The sequence below is a fragment of the Lacticaseibacillus songhuajiangensis genome, from assembly GCF_003946025.1.
Classification (GTDB): Bacteria; Bacillota; Bacilli; order Lactobacillales; family Lactobacillaceae; genus Lacticaseibacillus; species Lacticaseibacillus songhuajiangensis.
The window spans coordinates 48027-66925 of sequence record NZ_RHNR01000006.1; the positions used below are offsets into that span (position 1 = coordinate 48027).

General features: G+C 55.0%; 19 protein-coding genes. 3 read left to right on the forward strand and 16 right to left on the reverse strand.

The window, feature by feature from the left end; all coding sequences use genetic code 11:
• Position 1: 1 nt before the first annotated feature.
• The 6 genes from EKM97_RS03035 to EKM97_RS03060 form a co-directional block, all read right to left on the reverse strand.
• The gene (locus tag EKM97_RS03035) at positions 2-715 is read right to left on the reverse strand and encodes a hypothetical protein (protein ID WP_125570807.1); all 714 of its coding nucleotides are present in this window, start codon (positions 713-715) and stop codon (positions 2-4) included.
• Between the two features lie 3 nt (positions 716-718).
• Positions 719-1387, reverse strand: a complete 669-nt coding sequence (locus tag EKM97_RS03040) for a hypothetical protein (RefSeq protein WP_125570808.1) — start codon at positions 1385-1387, stop codon at positions 719-721.
• Positions 1380-2246, reverse strand: coding sequence for an ATP-binding cassette domain-containing protein (locus tag EKM97_RS03045; RefSeq protein ID WP_164507413.1), 867 nt, complete (start codon positions 2244-2246; stop codon positions 1380-1382). Before EKM97_RS03045 ends, EKM97_RS03040 begins: the two co-directional genes overlap by 8 nt.
• Positions 2233-2610: a GntR family transcriptional regulator gene (locus EKM97_RS03050; protein WP_125570810.1), complete on the reverse strand. Its 378-nt coding sequence runs from the start codon at positions 2608-2610 to the stop codon at positions 2233-2235. Before EKM97_RS03050 ends, EKM97_RS03045 begins: the two co-directional genes overlap by 14 nt.
• A gap of 193 nt (positions 2611-2803) precedes the next feature.
• Positions 2804-4270 (reverse strand): glucose-6-phosphate dehydrogenase, encoded by a 1467-nt coding sequence (gene zwf, locus EKM97_RS03055; RefSeq protein WP_125570811.1) that lies wholly within the window; start codon positions 4268-4270, stop codon positions 2804-2806.
• A 32-nt stretch (positions 4271-4302) separates the two neighbouring features.
• A complete protein-coding gene (locus EKM97_RS03060; protein WP_125570812.1) occupies positions 4303-4971 on the reverse strand; it encodes a metal-dependent transcriptional regulator in 669 nt (222 codons plus the stop codon).
• 676 nt (positions 4972-5647) lie between these two features.
• On the opposite strand from EKM97_RS03060, the gene EKM97_RS03065 reads away from it, so the two are divergent.
• On the forward strand, positions 5648-6757 hold the full coding sequence (locus tag EKM97_RS03065) for a vitamin B12 independent methionine synthase (protein WP_125570813.1): 1110 nt from the start codon (positions 5648-5650) through the stop codon (positions 6755-6757).
• 97 nt (positions 6758-6854) lie between these two features.
• Here EKM97_RS03065 and crcB read toward each other — a convergent pair whose 3' ends face one another.
• From crcB to EKM97_RS03085, 4 genes are all read right to left on the reverse strand, one after another.
• Positions 6855-7196 (reverse strand): fluoride efflux transporter CrcB, encoded by a 342-nt coding sequence (gene crcB, locus EKM97_RS03070; protein WP_164507414.1) that lies wholly within the window; start codon positions 7194-7196, stop codon positions 6855-6857.
• A complete protein-coding gene (locus EKM97_RS03075; protein WP_125570814.1) occupies positions 7193-7588 on the reverse strand; it encodes a fluoride efflux transporter FluC in 396 nt (131 codons plus the stop codon). Before EKM97_RS03075 ends, crcB begins: the two co-directional genes overlap by 4 nt.
• A gap of 132 nt (positions 7589-7720) precedes the next feature.
• On the reverse strand, positions 7721-9409 hold the full coding sequence (locus EKM97_RS03080) for an ABC transporter permease (protein WP_125570815.1): 1689 nt from the start codon (positions 9407-9409) through the stop codon (positions 7721-7723).
• Complete coding sequence (locus EKM97_RS03085; RefSeq protein WP_125570816.1) at positions 9396-10214, reverse strand: ABC transporter ATP-binding protein; 819 nt, start codon at positions 10212-10214, stop codon at positions 9396-9398. Before EKM97_RS03085 ends, EKM97_RS03080 begins: the two co-directional genes overlap by 14 nt.
• A 445-nt stretch (positions 10215-10659) precedes the next feature.
• Here EKM97_RS03085 and EKM97_RS03090 point away from each other — a divergent pair, with 445 nt between their 5' ends.
• Positions 10660-11538 (forward strand): bifunctional 5,10-methylenetetrahydrofolate dehydrogenase/5,10-methenyltetrahydrofolate cyclohydrolase, encoded by an 879-nt coding sequence (locus EKM97_RS03090; RefSeq protein WP_125570817.1) that lies wholly within the window; start codon positions 10660-10662, stop codon positions 11536-11538.
• 141 nt (positions 11539-11679) lie between these two features.
• Positions 11680-12924 carry a serine hydroxymethyltransferase gene (gene glyA, locus EKM97_RS03095; protein WP_125570818.1) on the forward strand — a complete coding sequence of 415 codons (1245 nt, stop codon included), beginning with the start codon at positions 11680-11682 and terminating at the stop codon, positions 12922-12924.
• Positions 12925-13002: 78 nt separating this feature from the next.
• Here the strand turns inward: glyA and EKM97_RS03100 are convergent, their stop codons facing one another.
• The 6 genes from EKM97_RS03100 to mutL form a co-directional block, all read right to left on the reverse strand.
• On the reverse strand, positions 13003-13371 hold the full coding sequence (locus EKM97_RS03100) for a mucin-binding protein (RefSeq protein WP_164507415.1): 369 nt from the start codon (positions 13369-13371) through the stop codon (positions 13003-13005).
• Between the two features lie 178 nt (positions 13372-13549).
• Complete coding sequence (yajC, locus tag EKM97_RS03105; protein ID WP_225419201.1) at positions 13550-13909, reverse strand: preprotein translocase subunit YajC; 360 nt, start codon at positions 13907-13909, stop codon at positions 13550-13552.
• Between the two features lie 510 nt (positions 13910-14419).
• The gene (ruvB, locus tag EKM97_RS03110) at positions 14420-15433 is read right to left on the reverse strand and encodes a Holliday junction branch migration DNA helicase RuvB (RefSeq protein WP_404820199.1); all 1014 of its coding nucleotides are present in this window, start codon (positions 15431-15433) and stop codon (positions 14420-14422) included.
• 41 nt (positions 15434-15474) lie between these two features.
• The gene (gene ruvA, locus EKM97_RS03115) at positions 15475-16065 is read right to left on the reverse strand and encodes a Holliday junction branch migration protein RuvA (protein WP_125570821.1); all 591 of its coding nucleotides are present in this window, start codon (positions 16063-16065) and stop codon (positions 15475-15477) included.
• 183 nt (positions 16066-16248) lie between these two features.
• Positions 16249-16794: a Maf family protein gene (locus tag EKM97_RS03120; protein WP_125570822.1), complete on the reverse strand. Its 546-nt coding sequence runs from the start codon at positions 16792-16794 to the stop codon at positions 16249-16251.
• Positions 16791-18893 carry a DNA mismatch repair endonuclease MutL gene (mutL, locus tag EKM97_RS03125; protein ID WP_125570823.1) on the reverse strand — a complete coding sequence of 701 codons (2103 nt, stop codon included), beginning with the start codon at positions 18891-18893 and terminating at the stop codon, positions 16791-16793. Before mutL ends, EKM97_RS03120 begins: the two co-directional genes overlap by 4 nt.
• Positions 18894-18899 lie beyond the last annotated feature (6 nt).

Consider the following 18899-nt stretch of genomic DNA (forward strand, 5'->3'; position numbering starts at 1 on the left):
CCTATTCTTTTGCGACCATCTGCTGCAAATCAACATGCTGCCAGACCCGTTGCGCCGCCCATTCGAGCAGCAAACAAATGGCAAGCCCTACGCCGAGCAGGATAGCCAGTCGCCCAGTGGATTGTCCAACCACTCGCGGTAACAACCAATGCAGGGGATTACTACCAAGAAAGCCGATTATCACCAGGCTCATGGTTCCGCCCGCCAAACCGGCCAGCACCATCTTTTGCAAGCGCATCGTTAGTCCGTACCACACTAGGGTCAGCAACCAGACTAAGGAGATGACGACAAAATAAAGCAGCCACTCCAAGGTAAATAATTGCGGCCCCCAAGACAGATGCAGACCACCACTACGCAACAGATCCGTGTGCACATTCAGGAATAATGCCAGTCCGCATTCGTAAGTAGTCAAAATCAGCGCAGTGACCTGAGTGATGATGGTTTCCGCTCGCACGAGTGCCCAGACGATTGTGCGCCGGTTGGCCCCACTCGCCAAGCCCAGTTGAATGTAGCGAACCGCCGCAACCATCGTGCCAAATTCAAAACCAAAGGCAATGAGCAGTAAAACCCAGCCGGCCATGTAATTACTGACTTCGGCGTCGCCGCGACTCAGATAAAAGAGCACGCCCATGAAAAACAGAATGCCCAGGGCAATTTTCCAGCAGCTCCGCACGGTTTCGCGCAGCATCAATTTCGTCAAGAGTTTGCGTTTCATCGCTTACGCCCGCTTTCCAATGCGACCAATTGGCTCGTACCTCTTAAACAAATGATGATTGAGTAGTGCCACCAGCACGTTCAAAACTAACATGAGCAGTACAAAACTAAGTAAGAACGGCAGACTCACCCGCGCGAATTCTCTGGCCAACACCATTCCGGGCACTGAGATAATGATTGGCAAGATTACGACCAGCATAATAATGGCGGTGACACCCCAGCTCATGTTACGTTGCAACAGAAACCAGGCGCTGATGCCCAGCAGGCCGCACAGACTACCGACGAAGAGTCCGCCCACAAAAGTTGGCCAAAGCTGGTTATTAAAAACAAACAGTACCATTCCGTATGGCTGGACGTGCAGTGCACGCAACACCAAAGTTGCCAGTAAATTGATGGTGGCAAAGAGTAACCCCTGCAGTCCCGCCAACACTAGGGAAATTCGCCAATGGTCGCGCCGAGTCACTTCGAACTGCAATCCCTCATCGATGACGAGCGCCATGACGACTGCCGGTACGACGCAGCTGATTGTCAGCAACATGTACTCGTAACCTACACTGCTGTGCAGTAGCCACTTCATGACCAGCGCGTACAGCAGGCCGACCAGTAAAACAGCCGCCATGATTAGGCCTTGTCGACGAAGGCCGATTAACAGAAACCGTCTCCCTTTACTCATCGTCCTGTCCTCCGGCCGTCAGCGCGATAAACAGTTGTTGCAGTGGCAAGGTCTTCACCGTTACGCCTGCAGGCACCTCACGGCCATCAAGGTTGGCGAGCGTGCTAATCGTGGTCACCGCCCCGCGGTGGTGCGTCTGCAGTGGTGTGGTGCCGGCGGTGAACTCGACCACCTTCTGCGCCGGACCGGTAATCGTGTGCGCACTGGCGGCGATATGCTCGGCGGTATCGGCGAGCAGCACCTGCCCATCGGCAATCACCGTGACTTCCTCCACGAGGGTCGCAATTTCCTCAATCAGGTGCGTCGCGATAACGAAGGTCCGTGGCCGCTTGCCATAAGTGGCAAGCAGTTCATCGTAGAACAGTTCCCGGTTCGGCGCGTCCAGCCCCAGCACTGGTTCATCAAGCAGGACGAACTCGGATGGCACGCAAAGCGCGACGATTAACTTGGCAATCGTTTTGTAGCCAGTTGATAGCTGGGCGAGTCGCTTCTTGGTGTCGAGTCTGAATACCTTCACCAGATGCGCGGCATATTCATCATCAAAACCGCCGTAGAACTGCTTGGTGATGTTGAAAATCCACTTCACATTGCGGTCAGGCGCCCACAGGGTCTGCGGACCCATGAGGTACACGTCGTTCAGCAGGCGCTCGTTGTCTTGCAGCTCCTCACCGTCCAGACTCACGCTACCGCCAGACTTCAAGATTTGGTTGGCAATAATCTTGAGGAGTGTGCTCTTGCCAACCCCGTTGCGGCCGAGGAGCGCATAAATTTTACCCGCCTCGAATTCCAGATTCACATCCGTCAGCACCTGCTTGTGGCCGTAGCTCTTGCGCAGGTGACTTAGCTTAATCGCGCGCATTGTCATACCCCTCCTCGATACCCTGAACCAACTCTTCTTCACTAATGTCCAGTGCCCTTGCGTCCGCAATCAGTTGCTGCAACTGCACCGTGATGAACTCCTGACGACGCCGGCGCTTCACCGCGGCGACCGCTCCGGTGGCGACAAACATCCCCACGCCGCGGCGTTTCTCCAATAGTCCCGCGTCGACCAACTGATTCATCCCCTTGAGCACGGTGGCCGGATTCAGCTGCTCCTCGCGTGCCAGCTGCGTGGTCGACGGCACCTGACTCGCCTCCGGATATTCTCCTGTTAAGATGCCCGTGACCAGCTCATCACTAATCTGCTGGTACAGGGGCACCAAGCTTGTTGCATCGAGTTGCACGGTGGCACCTCCTTTTCACGTTCTGGCACTTAATTGGTTAGTTACATGAGCAACTAACCTTCAAGATGAATATACTGCGTTAACGGTTACATGTCAATTTAAGTACTAAATTTTTGACAACGAATGGCCAGAAGTTCGGCATTAAAAAAGCACCCGCTGGTTTTGCCAACAGGTGCTTGCTTTTAATTAGTGTTTAATCGAATTCTTCCGCCCACTTGAACCCGTCGCGTTCCAGCAACTGGTCCGCTTCAGCAGGACCATGGCTACCGGCTGCGTACGTTGCCAGCGGGGCATCATCATCCCAAGCCTGGCGCACGACGTCCACGTACTTCCAGGTGGCGTCTTGTTCCTGCCAGCGGGTGAAGTTGGTCTGGTCACCCATGAGCGCGTCCTGAATCAGACGTTCGTAGGCTTCTGGGGCTTCATCAATCTTGTCCTGCGGGTAACGGAAGGACAAGGGATCCTGGCGCAGCGCGTATTCACTACCCATCGTCTTGCCATTGAGCGTCAAGGTGTAACCCTGCTCCGGTTCAACGAACACGGTCAAACGGTTCGAACGTGCTTCATTGCAACCCACGGCGTCAAAAATATTGTGCTCAAGCGGCTTGAAGTTGATGCTGATTTCGGTTGCCTTACGCGGCATCCGCTTCCCAGTGCGCACATAGAACGGCACACCCGCCCAGCGCGAATCACTGAGCATAATGCGGCCAGCCACGTAGGTTTCAATTTGAGAGTCACTCGCCACACCGTCTTCTTCGCGGTAAGCAGGCTGATCGCCGGCGGCCACGTATTGGCCGCGCACCCAATCGCGTTTTGCTTGTTCCGGCGTGAGCACTGGCAGGTTGGCAAAGAGTTCATTCTTAGCCGCGTGCACCGCTTCTGGTGTGAAGGTATCCGGCTGCCGCATGGCCACGTAGGCAATCAGCTGCATGATGTGGTTCTGGACCATATCGCGCAGGGCGCCCGCAGTCTCGTAGTAGCCCGCGCGTTCTTCAACACCGACGTTCTCGGACAGGGTGATCTGCACGTCGCTGATGTAATCCTTGTTCCAGATTGGCGTCAGCAGCGGGTTGGTGAAGCGCAGCGCCAGCAGGCCCTGCACCATTTCCTTACCCAGGTAGTGGTCAATACGGTAGATTTGGTCTTCGTTGAAGGCCGCACCGATGGAGTCGTTCAGCTCCTTAGCACTGGCAAAATCACGACCGAATGGCTTTTCAATAATCAGACGGTTGTAGCCACTTGGCGACAGAAGCTTTTCGCTGCGAATATGACTAGCAATCGTGCCGAAGAAACGCGGTGCCATCGCCATGTAAAAGAGGCGGTTGCCGCCAGCCCCATACTGCTCGTCCAACTTGTTGGAGAGGTTCTTGAGCGTCACGTAATGATCCGCGTCAGTCACATCATGACTCTGGTAGTAGAAGTGGCTCGCGAAACGTTGCACAGCGTCAGCGCTGGTATTAGGTTCATTTTCCAAACTACCGGCGACAATCTCGCGGTAGAATTCATTGGTCCATGGCCGGCGCGCAGTCCCAATCACGGCAAAATGTTCGCCAAGCACACCACGGCGGAAGAGTTGGTACAAGGATGGGTAGAGCTTGCGGCGGGCAAGGTCCCCCGACCCACCGAAAATCGTAATAATACTGCATTGTTCCTTCGGCATATTGACTACTCCTAATCTTTAATCCACTTTACTTAATCAATTGTGGCCGCGTGCTCGATTTTGTCAACAAACACGTTCTCCGCATTTGCTGTCTGCACGGTCAGCACTTTCTTGGTCCGCGAGTTGCGCACCGTCATCAAGGTCGGCGTTGCTTGCAAAACGTAGACGAAATCACCAAGTTTGAGGTCCAGGGCGCTCAAGTAATCCAGCAGCGCTGCCTCATCAATGACGCGCGCGACAACGGCCTTATCTCCGACCACCATCGTCGACATCTGGGCAAAATGTTGCTTCTTGTAATGCCCGTTGGCGTCCGGAATCACCCCGCCGTGCGGGCAGGTCTGCGGCCGTTGCAACAGGTAGTCCAGCCGGTTAGCTAGGTCATCGGTCGTGGCGTGTTCAAGCGCCTCGGCCTCCTTGTGCAGGGCATCATACGGGTAGAGCAGCTGCTTCATGAGAAAGACTTCCCAGAGGCGGTGGTTACGCACCAGACGTGCCGCAATTTTGTTACCCGTCTTGGTGAGCTGAATACCTTGGTAGGGTGTATGGGTCACGTAGCGTTGCTTGACCATTTTGGTGACCATCTCGCTCACTGATGCCGCAGAGACATTCAGGTGCGTGACGATTTCTTTATTGCTGACAGTGTGGTCATCGCCGCCGAGCTCCATAATAATTTTTAGATAATCTTCCTCGTTCGGAGTCATGCGTATCCCCTATTCGTTATATTCACTAGTCTATTATGCTATAAATCCCGCCAAAAAGACACGTGCAGCACCCTAAATGCTGTCCGAATTGGCGAATTTATGACAAATTCCGAATGGTCTGGTTGCGCGAGCGGGGATGGTCAGGGAAGTTCGGCGGCGATTGCGTTGCCGTGGCTTATTTTTTCGTAGTGTGCCGCAATAATGAGAAATCGCGGCCGCAATCGACCGCCCGTCATGTTCGCTTAATTACCGCCTTTACAGCCTTTCCATCAATCGCAAGCAGTTTATCGCGACACCAGTTGATAATTACGTATTGACACAATGAGTAATCAGGGTTAAATTAATTGCAATCACATGGCAACGAAGGAATAAGTACCAAGAGCGTGCACGCAGAGAGTCGGCGGGTGGTGAAAGCCGGTTACATCAACTTGGAAAAATGGTTCTGGAGTCATTTTCGCCGCGAGCTTCGGTTAGCGGCGTTCGGGAGCGCCCGTTACCGCGCACCACTATCGGTTCTCTTTGGCAGAATCCGTAGTGACTGAGCAACTGCGTGTGAACGCAGCTGAAATTCGGGTGGTAACACGCACATTGCGTCCCGGGGACTTCGGTCTCCGGGACTTTTTTGTTTCTGAGACCAATCGCTGTCACACTTACACAAAATTTTGGAGGAATACTCATGACAACACTCAACTACAAATTCGATCAGGTTGGTTCCTATCTGCGCCCCGCCGCATTGAAGCAGGCGCACGCTGACTTCGCAGACGGCAAGATTGACGCCCAGCAGCTGACAGACATCAAGCACGCGGCCATCAAAGGCCTCGTTGCCGGCGAAATTAAGGCCGGCCTCAAGGGCATCACGGATGGTGAATTCAACCGCTCTTGGTGGCACCTCGACTTCCTCTGGAACCTCACCGGCGTCGACAAGTACGACTACGAAGCGTCCTACAAGTTCCACGGCAGTAAGACCCGCACCGACAACGTGGAGCTCACCGGCAAGATTGCGGCTAACCCCGAACACCCCTTCTACGCTGACTTTGACTACCTCAAGTCCCTACTGCCGGCCGGCGTTGAACCTAAGGTCACCATCCCATCCCCAAGCATGCTCTTCCGCGACAACCGCTCCGACAACTGGCACCAGTTCTACGCCACTTGGGGCGCTTACCTGAACGACCTCGCTCAGGCTTACCATGACACCCTGCAGCAGTTCTACGCTCGCGGTGCCCGTTACGTTCAGTTGGACGACACCACTTGGGCATTCCTGATTGCCCGTCTTGGTGAGAACAATGACAACCCCAGCGAATTCACCAAGTACGCACAGATTGCTGAAGACGTTGTTTACGTGGTCAACAAGGCGCTCGCTGGCCTGCCAGAAGATCTGAAGGTCTCCACCCAAATTTGCCGTGGGAACTTCAAATCCACTTACCTCTTTGAAGGCAGTTACGCCCCCGTTGCCGCATACCTCGGCCAGCTCCACTACAATGCCTTCTTCCTGGAATACGACAACGCACGTGCCGGCGACTTCTCGCCGCTGGCCAAGATCTGGAACGACCGCGAAGACGTTGAAATCGTCCTCGGACTGGTCACCAGCAAGTTCCCTGAACTGGAAAACAAGGCTGAAGTTGAAGCGCGCATTAAGGAAGCAGCCAAGTTCGTCCCACTCAGCAACTTGGCACTGTCCACCCAGTGTGGGTTTGCTTCCACCGAAGAAGGCAACCAGCTCACCGAAGCCGACGAATGGGCTAAGCTCGGCCTCATCCGCGAGATCAGCGAAGACGTTTGGGCTTAGATTGACCGCGACAAACTAAAACAGTACTAAAAACGGGACGCATCCGGTCAAGAGGATGCGTCCCGTTTTAATTTTGGTGCAATCAAAACGTTGAATTCTACAGTAATGTGCCGAGCAGATAGGCCGCAATTCCGAGCAGTGGGGTCCCCAGATAATACGTCCACGCCTGTACGTACCGCTTTTCGCGCAAGAGCACGACAGTATCCACCATGTAAGTTGAAAAAGTCGTGAAGCCGCCGCAAAAGCCGGTGGCCAATACCAGTTGCCCAGTAGCCGGCAAGGCTTGTTGTGCCAGCACGGCAAACAGGAACGCGCCAAGGCAGTTAATCAGGAGTGTCGCCAGTGGCAAGTCTGGCCACAACATTTTGCCCAGATTGGTGACGAAATAACGCAGGCAGGCGCCCAGGCCCGCCGCGCCGGCCAGAAGAATCATCGTCATGCGCGTGGTCGCCTCCCCATTCGTTGGGCGAGCAACATCCCCGCCAGTGCCAGCAATAACCCGCCAATTAGCGACAACGCAAGATAGCCAAAAGCAAGCACTGCCGCGCTATTCCGCATGACGGGCACCGTTGCGCCCATGAGTGTCGAGAAGGTCGTGAAGGCGCCGATGAGGCCAGTACCGAGCAGCAGAAGCAGCCAGTCGGGCAGATCAAAGCGCTCAGCAGCAGAGTAAGTGAGAAAAGACAGCAGGAAGCTGCCCAGCCAATTCACGAGTAGCGTCGCTTCTAAACTGTTTGGTGCCAGTAGCCGCCCCACAGCATAACGTGCCAGCCCACCCAAACAACCGCCGGTAAATACAGCTAGGTAACGCACGGCCTGTTCTTTCGTCATGTGGTCGTCCTCCTTGCAAACAATAATCCTTATAGTTTAGTGCAGGTGCGCAGCAGCGACAAGTGATCAACACAAAAAGGTGAACCGCCACTGGCAGTTCACCTTTTTTGCCGCAACTCTATATTTTGCCTATCAGTGCTCCGACGATTCAACGGCGCGCACGTTGAACACCACCCCGCGGTCAAACATGCGGGTGCTGCCGAGCGCCATGAGCGCGCCCACGACCAGCACAATACCCGCGAGAATCCAGGAGTGCAGAAACGCACCAAGGAACATCAATCCCATGTCGACTGGAATAATCAAGAGCATCACGCCCATCATGCTGGAAGTCCCCTTCTGGTTACTGGCGTCAAACAGCTGTGAAAACGGCAGGTGCGTGTGCACCATACTGCGACCCATCAGCAAGGTGATGCCGTACAGAGACAGCAGTACGCCGATGCCAGCAATCAACGTTTGCAAGCCGCCAATCAGGGCAAAGATGACCACCAGCGGCAGACACAGTGGCAAAATTAACCGTGCGAACAACACCTTCATGCAGGCGCGCAGGAAGCGGCCATCATGGCGCAACGGCACCCGCTGGAACAGGCGCATCGCTTCCGGCTGACTGGAAAAACCGAGGTTGTAGATGGCAACCGGCAACGCCAGGTTAAACATGAGGAGCGCGTACGCCCCGCCGCGCCCGATGCTCTGCAGCAAACTGTGCAGGCTGGCGCCATCATCACCCATCGTGACCAGGAAGACAACCGGAATGATTAGTGAGTATGCGAGTTGCGGATACACACGCAGCTTGAAGTCGCGTTCTTCGCGGAGCACGCGCCAGGCAAAATCAAAGTAGCCGCGCTCCTCATCGCCGCGCGTGAACAGCTTGCGGCAAAAGCGCACGTACCAACCGTCATGCCGCGGGGCATCGCTCGACTGATCCAACTTGGCCAGGTATTGCTCAAACCGGCTGGAGTTATGCCAGAACAAAACGGTGAGCGCAATCGTCACACCAAATGCCAGCACCGTCAGCAGCACGTTCAGTAGATTAAAATCGCCAGCGGTGAGCAGCACCGGACCTGCAAACCAGCTGGGCAAAGCGAGCAGGTAGTAGCCCGCTTGCACGTGCCCCAATGCCCCCAAGGCGTCAGCCATGTGCGGCAAGACCTGTCCAGCCAGGTAAATACCAACAACCATGACAATCTGCACCATGTTCAAAATATTCTTCAGGCGTTCGCCGTCAAAAAAGCGCAGGACCAGCAAGTAGACAAAGAGGGCCAGCATGAAGGAAAACAGCCCCAAGAGTAAGAGCGCGACGGCCCCGCCGATCACCGCGACTGGTCCGTAATGCACAACTAGCGCCACCACACTCGGTAGCCCGATGGCAATCACGTTCAGCAACAGGTAGAAGCCGACCACCGTCAGCCGCGCCGCACTCAGGGTGCGTTCACTGACGCCCCGCGCAACAAACAGCGGCCGGTCGCGCGGATCCAGCATCAAACTGGAGTAACTGGTCAGCATGGTCAGGAATACCATCACGAAAATCGTGGCAAAAACCGTGCTCAGTGCGAACAGATGCGGCAAAGGGATGAGCAAAAACAGGCCAATCAGCACGCCAAAAAACAGGTACAGCAAGAAAGAATTACGTAAATCATGGTTGCCGCTGCCCGCCTTTTTTTGCGTGTTAAAGCCCAGGCCCACGTGATCACGACTGGCGAGCGCGAATTTGGTCTGGACAATTAAGCGGTACTGCTGATAATTAATGCCCAGCTTACTGATGCGGCGAGCGTTTTTATCCAGAAACTGCATCACCTGCGGCAAAACTTCGCTACTCATCGCCATCACCGCCCTCCGTCGCTGGGGCATCCGCGGTGATACCCATGAGTTCATCAGCAAAGGCCCGCGCCCGCTGACCGTGTTCGGAGTAGCCGGTCATCGCATTAAACAGTTCCTGCAAACTCGTATCGGCGTCGCGGTTCAACTCAGCGAACGGCCCGTCTGCCACCACCGTGCCGCCGTTGAGCAAAATAATGCGGTCGGACAATTTCTGCACCACGTCCATGATGTGGCTGGAGTAGAAGATGGTCTTGCCGCGGCTACGTAGTTCGCGCAGAATCTGCTCCACCAGCAGCACCGCGTTGGCATCCAAACCATTCAGCGGTTCGTCCCAGAACAGAATATCGGGGTTATGAACCAAACTAGCGATAATGAGCACCAGTTGCCGCATCCCCTTAGAGTAGGACACCAAGCGCCGATCAAGCGCTTCGCCGAGGCCCACAATCGCCGCCAGTTTCTCGGCGCGCGTGCCGGCCAGTTCGGCGTCCATCCCGTACAACTGACCCACCAGCTGTAAGTATTCGCGCGCGGTCAGTGCGTTAAACACGTCGGCTCCTTCCGGCACGTACCCAATGCGCCGCTTATACTCACCAGTGCGCACGTCAATCGATTTGCCGAAGAGCTCAACGCTGCCGCTGTCCGCGTCCAGTAAACCGAGCACAATTTTGACCGTTGTGCTCTTCCCCGCGCCGTTCGGTCCGATGTACCCCACAATCGTCCCGGGTGCGATGTCAAAATTCACGTCATCCAGCACCACCTTGCTACCGAATTGCTTGTGCAGATGGTGCAGGCTAATTGCATAATCCGTCATAATTGCTCCTCCAAATTGTCTGGCGACTTGCGGCCAACCTCCCGCCCGCCATTATTTTGTCCAACAATTCCCGAAGCTGCGGGAACTGATTGCAACCAGTATACCCCGCGCTTTACACTTGTGATAGGTATTTCCGATAGTGAATTTTCCGGTCTATACCTGAATTCCCCAGCGCGATGTGGTTTAATAGAATAGTTACCTTTAATAAGTGGCAAATATGCAGGGGCTGCGAGAAAAGGCGGTTAGAAACTCTACGATGTCCATCGCTCTAAATGCTGAAGCATTAAGACCGTTTGGCCGGTGTACAAGGTAGTGCCTTGTACGTAGGTTTCTCTCCGATGTCCATTGCACTAACATTGCTAAAGCAATGAGTGCAATTGGCTACCTTTTGGAGCGCGACCAAGGTCTGACTCCGGAGCACAGCCCTACTGGAGGTAGTTAGTATATGAACATCGTTATGCGAGCCAAGGCAGCCATCGCCGCGCTCGAATCCAGCATGCAGGCGGACGCCCAGCGTGCCACCACGGCACTTGGCCGCAAACCCGGCTTGGCCGTCGTGGTGGTCGGCGCCGATCCGGCCAGTGCCATCTACGTGCGCAGAAAGCAAAAGCGGGCCGAAGCACTGGGCGTGAACGCACAGACCGTCGCCCTGCCCGCCACCGTCACTCAAGGCGAGCTTCTTGAGACCGTGCAGAACCTCAACGCGGACACCAAGGTGGACGGTATCATCGTGCAACTGCCGCTACCCGCGCAGATTGACAACGATGCTGTCATCAACACGATTGCTGACGACAAGGACGTCGACGGCTTCACCCTGCGGACCACCGGCCGCCTCTGGACACTGCCTAAGGGTAGTCGCGAAGAAGTTGGCCCTTGCACGCCGCTCGGAATCATGGCACTGCTCGACTTTTATCAGCTAGATGTTGCCGGCAAACACGCGGTCATCATCGGCCGTTCTAACATTGTCGGCAAGCCCATGGCGGCCATGCTCATGAACCGCGGCGCCACCGTCACGATTGCCCACTCCCAGACGCAGCATCTGCACGAACTTTTGCGCAGTGCCGACATCATTGTTGCGGCTACCGGCCGGATGCACATGGTCACGGCAGCGGACGTCAAGCCCGGCGCCATCGTGATCGACGTGGGGATGAACCGCTACGTTGACGAAGGCGGCAAGAAACACCTCACCGGCGACGTGGATTACGACGCGGTGGCGCCCATCGCTGGCGCCATCACACCCGTTCCGGGCGGCGTTGGCCCGATGACCGTCAACATGCTGATGAAGCAGACCATCGCCCGCGCGCTGGCCAAAACGCAAGCTTAATGGAGGACTAAACCCCAAAGAAATTCCTAACTCATGCACCACCATATCGAAGAATTCGCACAGCTGTTAAATACACAGTCACGAGTAGGTTGTCAGCATCGCCTTTTTACGCAACCTACCCCTAATGGAGGATTTTCAATTATGGATTACAAAACACAAGACCCAGAACTCTGGAACGCCATTGCCAATGAAGAACAGCGCCAGCAGGACAACATTGAACTCATTGCGTCCGAAAACATCGTCTCTCCCGCCGTGCGTGCGGCGCAGGGCAGCGTGCTGACCAACAAGTATTCCGAAGGCTACCCAGGCAAACGCTACTACGGCGGGAACCAATACATCGACATTGTTGAGCAACTAGCCATCGACCGCGCCAAGGAACTGTTCGGTGCCGAAGCTGCAAACGTGCAGCCGCATTCCGGTAGCCAGGCCAACATGGCCGCCTACCGCGCGCTCCTGAACGATGGCGACACCGTGCTCGCCATGGACTTGACCGACGGCGGCCACCTCACTCACGGCGCTGACGTCAATTTTTCCGGCCAGACCTACAAGTTCTTCCACTACGGTCTGGATGAGAATGGCCTACTGGACTACGACGCCATCGCTAAGCAGGCTGAGGAAGTGCAGCCCAAGCTCATTGTCGCTGGCGCCAGTGCCTACAGTCGCACGATTGATTTTGCGAAGTTCCGCGAAATTGCCGATGCAGTCGGTGCTTTGCTGATGGTCGACATGGCGCACATCGCTGGGCTCGTGGCCGCGGGTGTGCACCCGAGTCCCGTGCCTTACTGTGATGTCGTCACCACGACTACCCACAAGACTCTGCGCGGCCCGCGCGGCGGGATGATTCTTTGCAAAGAGAAGTACATCAAGAAGATTAACTCCGCCCTCTTCCCTGGCATTCAGGGTGGCCCGCTCGAGCACGTCATTGCGGGTAAGGCCCAGGCACTCGGCGAGGCGCTCCGGCCGCAGTTCAAGACTTACGCTCAGCAGATTGTGAAGAACATGCAGGCCATGGTGCGCGGGCTGACTGCTGGTAACTCCAAGCTCAGCATTGTCTCCGGCGGTTCTGATAATCACTTGGCGCTCGTCAACGTCACCGCGTACGGTGTAACCGGCCGCGACGTTCAAGACTTACTTGATTCCGTCATGATTACAACAAACAAGAACCAAGTGCCAGGTGAGCAAAATGGTCCGTTCAAAACTTCCGGTATTCGCCTCGGAACAGCCGCTATCACCACCCGCGGCTTCGACGAAGACGACTGCTATGAGGTTGGCCGACTGATTGTCCGCACCCTTGAGGGTCGCACCAACGTCACCGAGCTAGCCGAAGTGGCTGATGCGGTGCACGCACTGACCCAAAAACACCCGATTGACGCCATCGAATACTAAACCGTAAGCAAAAAGCAGTTGCCGACTATCCCCCACGGGATGATCGGCAACTGCCTTTTTAGTGCTTAACGAACATCACTACCAAATTGCCCGCCAGATGCGGCGCACCCGGTTCATAAATCCGTGGTCGGCCGTTTTTTCACCATGATGCAGGCTGTACAGGTGCACGGTGTAAATCTGGTCACCACTAGGTACGCTCCGATAGCGCGCCCGGCGCGGGTAAAAATCATCCACAAGCGCGTAGCCGGCGTCAGCAAACTCACGCACCCGTTGCTCAGTACTGTAAGCAATCGGTGCGCCGTCTCTGCCCGTGCGGGTATCCGTGCGTAACCATTCGCGCGTGCGGTCATCTAAGTACATGATGTGCACCACGCAGGTCACCTCGTCCGCGTTCGTTTCGTAATCCATATCCATCAATGTCATCAGTCCCTGTAAGGCAAAGCCCATTTCTACTTAACCATATCTTAAACTATTTCTGTATGAAAACGGGTGCAGAATTCTTAAAGTAAATTAGCGATTTTTGCAAAATTAAGCAAAAAGACAGCAAATCATTAATAACATTGACGGAATATGCAAAAAGGCAACTCACATTAGCTGTGAGTTGCCTTTGGTTTGCGCGTAAACATTACTTTTCGTCGCTTGTTTCGTCAGCTGCTTTTTCGGCTGGCTTAGCTTCAGGCTTCTTTTCTGCCTTTGGCTGTTCAGCGGCCTTGTTCACATGGCCGATTGCCTGGATGGAGAAGGTCAGGAAAACACCGTTAGAATCCAGAACAACGGTGCCCTTCTTAGGGTCAACGGAGTCAATTACACCGTAGAGACCACCAACGGTGACGATAGTGTCACCCTTGTGGAGGCCGTTCATCATTTCCTTACGCTTTTCCTGCTGCTTCTTTGGTCCACGTACCATGGAGAAGTACATCATGACTACCATGATGATGATCAAACCAACCGTCATGTACATATTGCTAGCGCCTGCTGCAAACATTAACTACACCTCATTTAATTTTTTAGTCAATACACACTGTACCAGAATTTGGACGCGCTTAAAAGGCCTAGACAGGTGGCTTAAACGAAGTGTCATGATTAGCCGCCACCAAATTTTGCTCACATCTATCCTGCCAGCTTCAGTTCAGTCATTCCAGCTAGCAATGTCACTGCCGAAATAACGTACCACGATGCCAAAATTATCGCCAGCGTATAGCATTCTATCGTGATAGTACAACCTTTCATCGCTATTGCAAGCGCTCACAAACATCGGTTATAATAATGGTGCGGGGCGAGTTAACAACTTCTTGCGTAGCACCAGATACGCTCTCTGTGATCGATGTATGATTCTTGTCGTACGCCGGCAGTGCGTTAGAAAAAACTGTCAGGATCTTTCGTAGTCAAAGTTTAGTCGCGTGCCCCGCAGAAGGCTGCAGCTTCGGTTGCGGCTTTTTTTCATACTTATATAAAAGACCCGCACTGCCAGTTAACTGCCAGTGCGGGTCTTCGTTTAGTTGCGGTTTTCCGGCCAGATTGCGCCCATGTGTTCATAACCCTTCTGCGTCACCACGCGCCCGCGCGGTGTCCGCTGCAAGAATTCAATTTGCAGCAGGTACGGTTCATACACTTCTTCAATCGTGCTGGTTTCTTCTCCAATGTTTGCCGCAATCGTACTAAGGCCAACTGGGCCACCATTATACTGGCGAATCATCAGGTTCAGAATTTTGCGGTCGGTTGCGTCCAAACCGTTGGCATCAACTTGTAGCGCCGTGAGCGCCTTGTCAACGAGCGCGGCACTCGCCGTTTCCATCTCGGCAACGTCCGCAAAGTCGCGGACCCGCTTGAGTAAACGGTTGGCAATCCGCGGTGTGCCGCGGCTACGGAGGGCAATCTCGTGCACGGCATCCGGTGCAATGGCCAAGTTGAAAATACTGGCGGAGCGCTCAATAATCGCACTCAATTCCGGCGTCGTGTAGTAAGCCATATGCGCGCTAATACCAAAACGATCCCGCAGCGGTGCGGACAGTGCCCCCGCCCGGGTCGTCGCGCCGATCAGGGTAAACGGTGGCAATGGAAAGTGCACCGGGTGCGCAGCGGGGCCTTGACCCACCACAATGTCCACGTAGAAGTCTTCCATCGCGGAGTAAAGCATTTCCTCCACAATTTTGGGCAGGCGATGGATTTCGTCGATGAACAACACGTCACCGGCCTGCAATTCGTTCAGCAAGGCCACAAGATCGCCGGGTTTTTCGATTGCCGGGCCACTGGTAGTGCGAATATCTACGCCCAGTTCGTTGGCGATAACCAGTGCCATCGTCGTCTTCCCCAAACCAGGTGGTCCGTAAAGGAGTACGTGGTCCAATGACTCTTCGCGCTTTTTGGCCGCGGCAATGTAAACGTCCAGTTGCGACTTCACGGCGGTCTGGCCAACATACTGCGTCAGTGTCTTCGGCCGCAGAGTGTTGTCCGCCACCACGTCGGTGTCTTGCACGTCCGCATCCAGAACGCGTTCATCTTCCGTCATGTCCATCCCCCTTTTTCTTAGTTTACTGCTTGATGCTAAGTTTAATGTTTAGTGAGCAGCTTCAAACCCGCACGCAGGTATTCTTCCGTTGAGTCCAGATCCTGCGCGAGCAGCTTCGGTTCAATCTTCTTAACCTCACGCTCAGTGAAGCCCAGTGCGGTGAGTGCGGCAATGGCGTCATCCAGCTTACCAGAAGGTGCCGCGCCGTCAGTTGTTTCCGGCGTAAACAGGTCCACCTTCGTTTCGATTTTGCCCTGCAAATCCAGAATGATCTGCGACGCGGTCTTCTTGCCAATGCCTGGAAAATGCGTCAGGAAGGTGACATCGTTAGCGGCAATGGCCTTGGCTAGGCCCGCACCATCCACGTTTGCTAAAATGGCCAGCGCGCTCTTCGGACCGATACCCGTTACGGACAAAAGCAGGTTGAAGAGCCGCTTTTGCTCGGCGTCAACGAAACCATAAAGGCTTTGTTCGTTTTCCCGAATAATCTGCTGGGCATACACCGTTGCCTCGCTACCTTCATGGTAGACATAAGGATTGGCAACCAGCAGTCGGTAACCCACGCCGCCAACGTCAACCACCACGTAATCGGGCCGCACGGCGGCTACTAAGCCCTTAAAGTATTCAAACATGTTTATTCCTCACTCATCAGCACGTACAAACGTTTGCTGTTACTTGCACTACTGACGATACCACAAATATGGGTTGGACAAAAGTCGCATTAACCACTACTGGCCAGGTTGGAAGTGGGAAAACTCCGCAAGTGGGCAGGGCGCTTCTTTGCACTTGCGGCGTCAATTTGCCTCATTTTCTTCTTACCGCAACATCCGCGCCAAGGTAGAAATGGGCAGCCCCACCACGTTGTAATAATCGCCATTAATGCTGCGGACCAGCAAAGCACCGTCATCCTGAATGCCATACGCACCAGCCTTGTCCCGCCAGCTCTCGCCGCGCACAAAGTCCGCAATCTCCGCGTCACTCAAGTCCCAGAAGGTCACGTCCGTCCGTACTGTTTCAGTTTTGATACTGCCATCTGGCTCACGCACCCACATTCCCGTGAAGGTCTGGTGCGTTTTGCCAGACAGCTCGCGGATCATCCGCGTTGCGTCCGCGGCGTCTTTTGGCTTACCGAGCAGCTTATCACCGTCCGCCACCATGGTGTCAGCCGCAATGATTGTCGCTTCAGGGTGCCGCGCAGCAACGTCCGCACCTTTTGCCGCCGCCAGTTCGGCGACGTAAGCGGCCGGTTTCAGAATGGGCAGTGCCCGTTCGTCAATCTGCGCCGCGTCCGTTAGAAAACCATCCGTAATTCGCCCCAGCAGCTCAATGCGCCGCGGTGAGGAACTTGCGAGTACAATCATGCTTCACTCCACCTATCGCTTTCGTGACTATCCTGAATTCGCTTGAACATGCGCTCAAGATCGCGCGTCGTGAAGGTCACAAGGACCGGGCGACCATGCGGGCAGTTGTACGGATTCTGTGCCTGTGCCAACTTATCAAGTAATGCCTGCGCCTGGCGCTCGTCCAGGTGGTGGTTCGCTTTAATCGCGCGCTTACAACTCATCATAATGGCCGTCTTCTCGCGAAAGGCCGCCACACTAATGTGACCGTCCTTGAGCACCCAGTCAATCATTTCGCGCAAGGTATCTTCCTCCTGCCCTTCCTTGAACCAACTGGGATGGCTGCTGGCGATGAAACTGTTCTGGCCAAAATCTTCTAGGCGGACACCGACACTCTCGAGGACATCCCGACGGTCGCGGATGAGTTCCGCATCGCTCAGCGGATAATCGAGCACAATCGGCGTCAGCAATTGCTGCTGAGCGTCTTCGACCTTACCAATGGCCACGCGGTAGAACTCGTAGTTCACGCGTTCTTGCGCGGCGTGCTGGTCGAGCATGTAAAAGGCATCCGGTGTTTCCGCCAGAATGTAGGTCCCGTGCATCTGCCCCAGATAGCGCAGGTGCGGAAAATCACCATTACCGGTCGTTGGTGCCGTGGCATCGCCAAAATCAATCAGCTCCGTGTTGACTGGTCGGGGCGTTGGCCCGGCCGTTTCCGCATCGGCGGGACTACCACCAAGCATTGGGAAGGCCGGAGGTTGTTCGCCACTGGTCCGGGCGTCCCAAGCGGCTAGCTTGCTGGGATCCGCAAAGATACTGCTGCCATCTAGATCACTGATATCCAGTCCCGTGTCTGCATGCGCCGCGGCAGTCGCATCATCGTCCGCAGCCGGCGCATCGTCCTTAACCGTCTCGTTAGTCGGAAACGGCATCTGTGCCTCTGCCGGCTTTGACCACGGCGTCTGCGCGTAAGTTGGCGCAGGCTTTGCACTGCCAGCCTTGGTGACCGGCGGTACGAAAGCGGCCGTCTCGTCCTTTTGCGGCTGCTTATGGGTCGTCACACTGACCCCAGACTGGCGATCAGCGATATTAATGCCGGCCTTACTCAAATTGTCGAGTGCATCCGGAATCAAGTTTTCGCCCGCAATCCGCGCGTAAATACTGCGCTGCAACAGCTCGCTGAGCGAATTCTCCTTACTAATCCGGACTTCCTGCTTAGTGGGGTGCACGTTCACGTCGACCAACTGCGGATCAAGCTGAATGTTGATGACCGCAATTGGAAAGCGGCCGACCATCAGTTTACTGCCGTACCCAGCAATGACGCCTTTGACCAGCTGGTAGTTTTTGAAATAGCGCCCGTTAATGAGGAGTGTCAGGTAGTTGCGCGAGGAACGCGTATTATCCGGCAAACTGACGTAGCCGTTTACGGCAAAATCATCATCGCTGCCTTCAAAGCGCAACATTTCCCGCGCCGTGGCAACTCCGTAAATCCCAGCGATGGTCTGCTGCAGATCGCCATTACCCGCGGTCTTGAGCACCAGTTTGGCACCATTACGCAGGGTAAAGGCAATTTCTGGGTGACCCAGCGCCAGCCGACTCATGATGTCACCGATATGGCTCATTTCGGTGGCTTGCGAGCGGACGTACTTCAGGCGTGCTGGGGTGTTGTAGAACAAGTCGCCCACGCTGATTTTGGTGCCCTGCCGCAGGGGCAGACTGTGGGTGTCGAGTAATTGCCCACCCACCAGGTGCGCGCTTGTGCCATGGCCCGAAGCGGTCGCCGTTTCCAGCGTTACGTCTGCAACAGACGCAATACTAGCCAGGGCCTCACCGCGAAAACCCAGGGAGTGAATGCTGAACAGGTCGCGCACGGTCGCGATTTTGCTGGTCGCATGACGCTTGAACGCCGTTGGCACGTCTTTAGCCTCGATCCCAGCCCCGTTGTCTGTCACTTCCATCAGCTTCAGGCCGGAGTCCTCGACGTGAACGTCAATCTGCGTGGCTCCGGCGTCAATACTGTTTTCAACCAGTTCCTTAATGACAGACGCCGGCCGCTCGATGACCTCCCCGGCGGCAATCTGGTTGCTCAGATTTTCTGGTAGTTCGTGAATCTTGGCCACGAGCAC

Coding starts and splice junctions, on each gene's coding strand:
- ruvA (WP_125570821.1), bottom strand. CDS start 16,065: ATGTTTGAATACTTTAAGGGCTTAGTAGCCGCCGTGCGGCCCGATTAC.
- ruvB (WP_404820199.1), bottom strand. CDS start 15,433: ATGACGGAAGATGAACGCGTTCTGGATGCGGACGTGCAAGACACCGAC.
- EKM97_RS03060 (WP_125570812.1), bottom strand. CDS start 4,971: ATGACTCCGAACGAGGAAGATTATCTAAAAATTATTATGGAGCTCGGC.
- yajC (WP_225419201.1), bottom strand. CDS start 13,909: ATGTTTGCAGCAGGCGCTAGCAATATGTACATGACGGTTGGTTTGATC.
- EKM97_RS03090 (WP_125570817.1), top strand. CDS start 10,660: ATGAACATCGTTATGCGAGCCAAGGCAGCCATCGCCGCGCTCGAATCC.
- EKM97_RS03040 (WP_125570808.1), bottom strand. CDS start 1,387: ATGAGTAAAGGGAGACGGTTTCTGTTAATCGGCCTTCGTCGACAAGGC.
- glyA (WP_125570818.1), top strand. CDS start 11,680: ATGGATTACAAAACACAAGACCCAGAACTCTGGAACGCCATTGCCAAT.
- EKM97_RS03080 (WP_125570815.1), bottom strand. CDS start 9,409: ATGGCGATGAGTAGCGAAGTTTTGCCGCAGGTGATGCAGTTTCTGGAT.
- EKM97_RS03045 (WP_164507413.1), bottom strand. CDS start 2,246: ATGCGCGCGATTAAGCTAAGTCACCTGCGCAAGAGCTACGGCCACAAG.
- EKM97_RS03075 (WP_125570814.1), bottom strand. CDS start 7,588: ATGACGAAAGAACAGGCCGTGCGTTACCTAGCTGTATTTACCGGCGGT.
- EKM97_RS03100 (WP_164507415.1), bottom strand. CDS start 13,371: ATGGGCTTTGCCTTACAGGGACTGATGACATTGATGGATATGGATTAC.
- EKM97_RS03120 (WP_125570822.1), bottom strand. CDS start 16,794: ATGATTGTACTCGCAAGTTCCTCACCGCGGCGCATTGAGCTGCTGGGG.
- zwf (WP_125570811.1), bottom strand. CDS start 4,270: ATGCCGAAGGAACAATGCAGTATTATTACGATTTTCGGTGGGTCGGGG.
- crcB (WP_164507414.1), bottom strand. CDS start 7,196: ATGACGATGATTCTTCTGGCCGGCGCGGCGGGCCTGGGCGCCTGCCTG.
- EKM97_RS03085 (WP_125570816.1), bottom strand. CDS start 10,214: ATGACGGATTATGCAATTAGCCTGCACCATCTGCACAAGCAATTCGGT.
- EKM97_RS03065 (WP_125570813.1), top strand. CDS start 5,648: ATGACAACACTCAACTACAAATTCGATCAGGTTGGTTCCTATCTGCGC.
- EKM97_RS03035 (WP_125570807.1), bottom strand. CDS start 715: ATGAAACGCAAACTCTTGACGAAATTGATGCTGCGCGAAACCGTGCGG.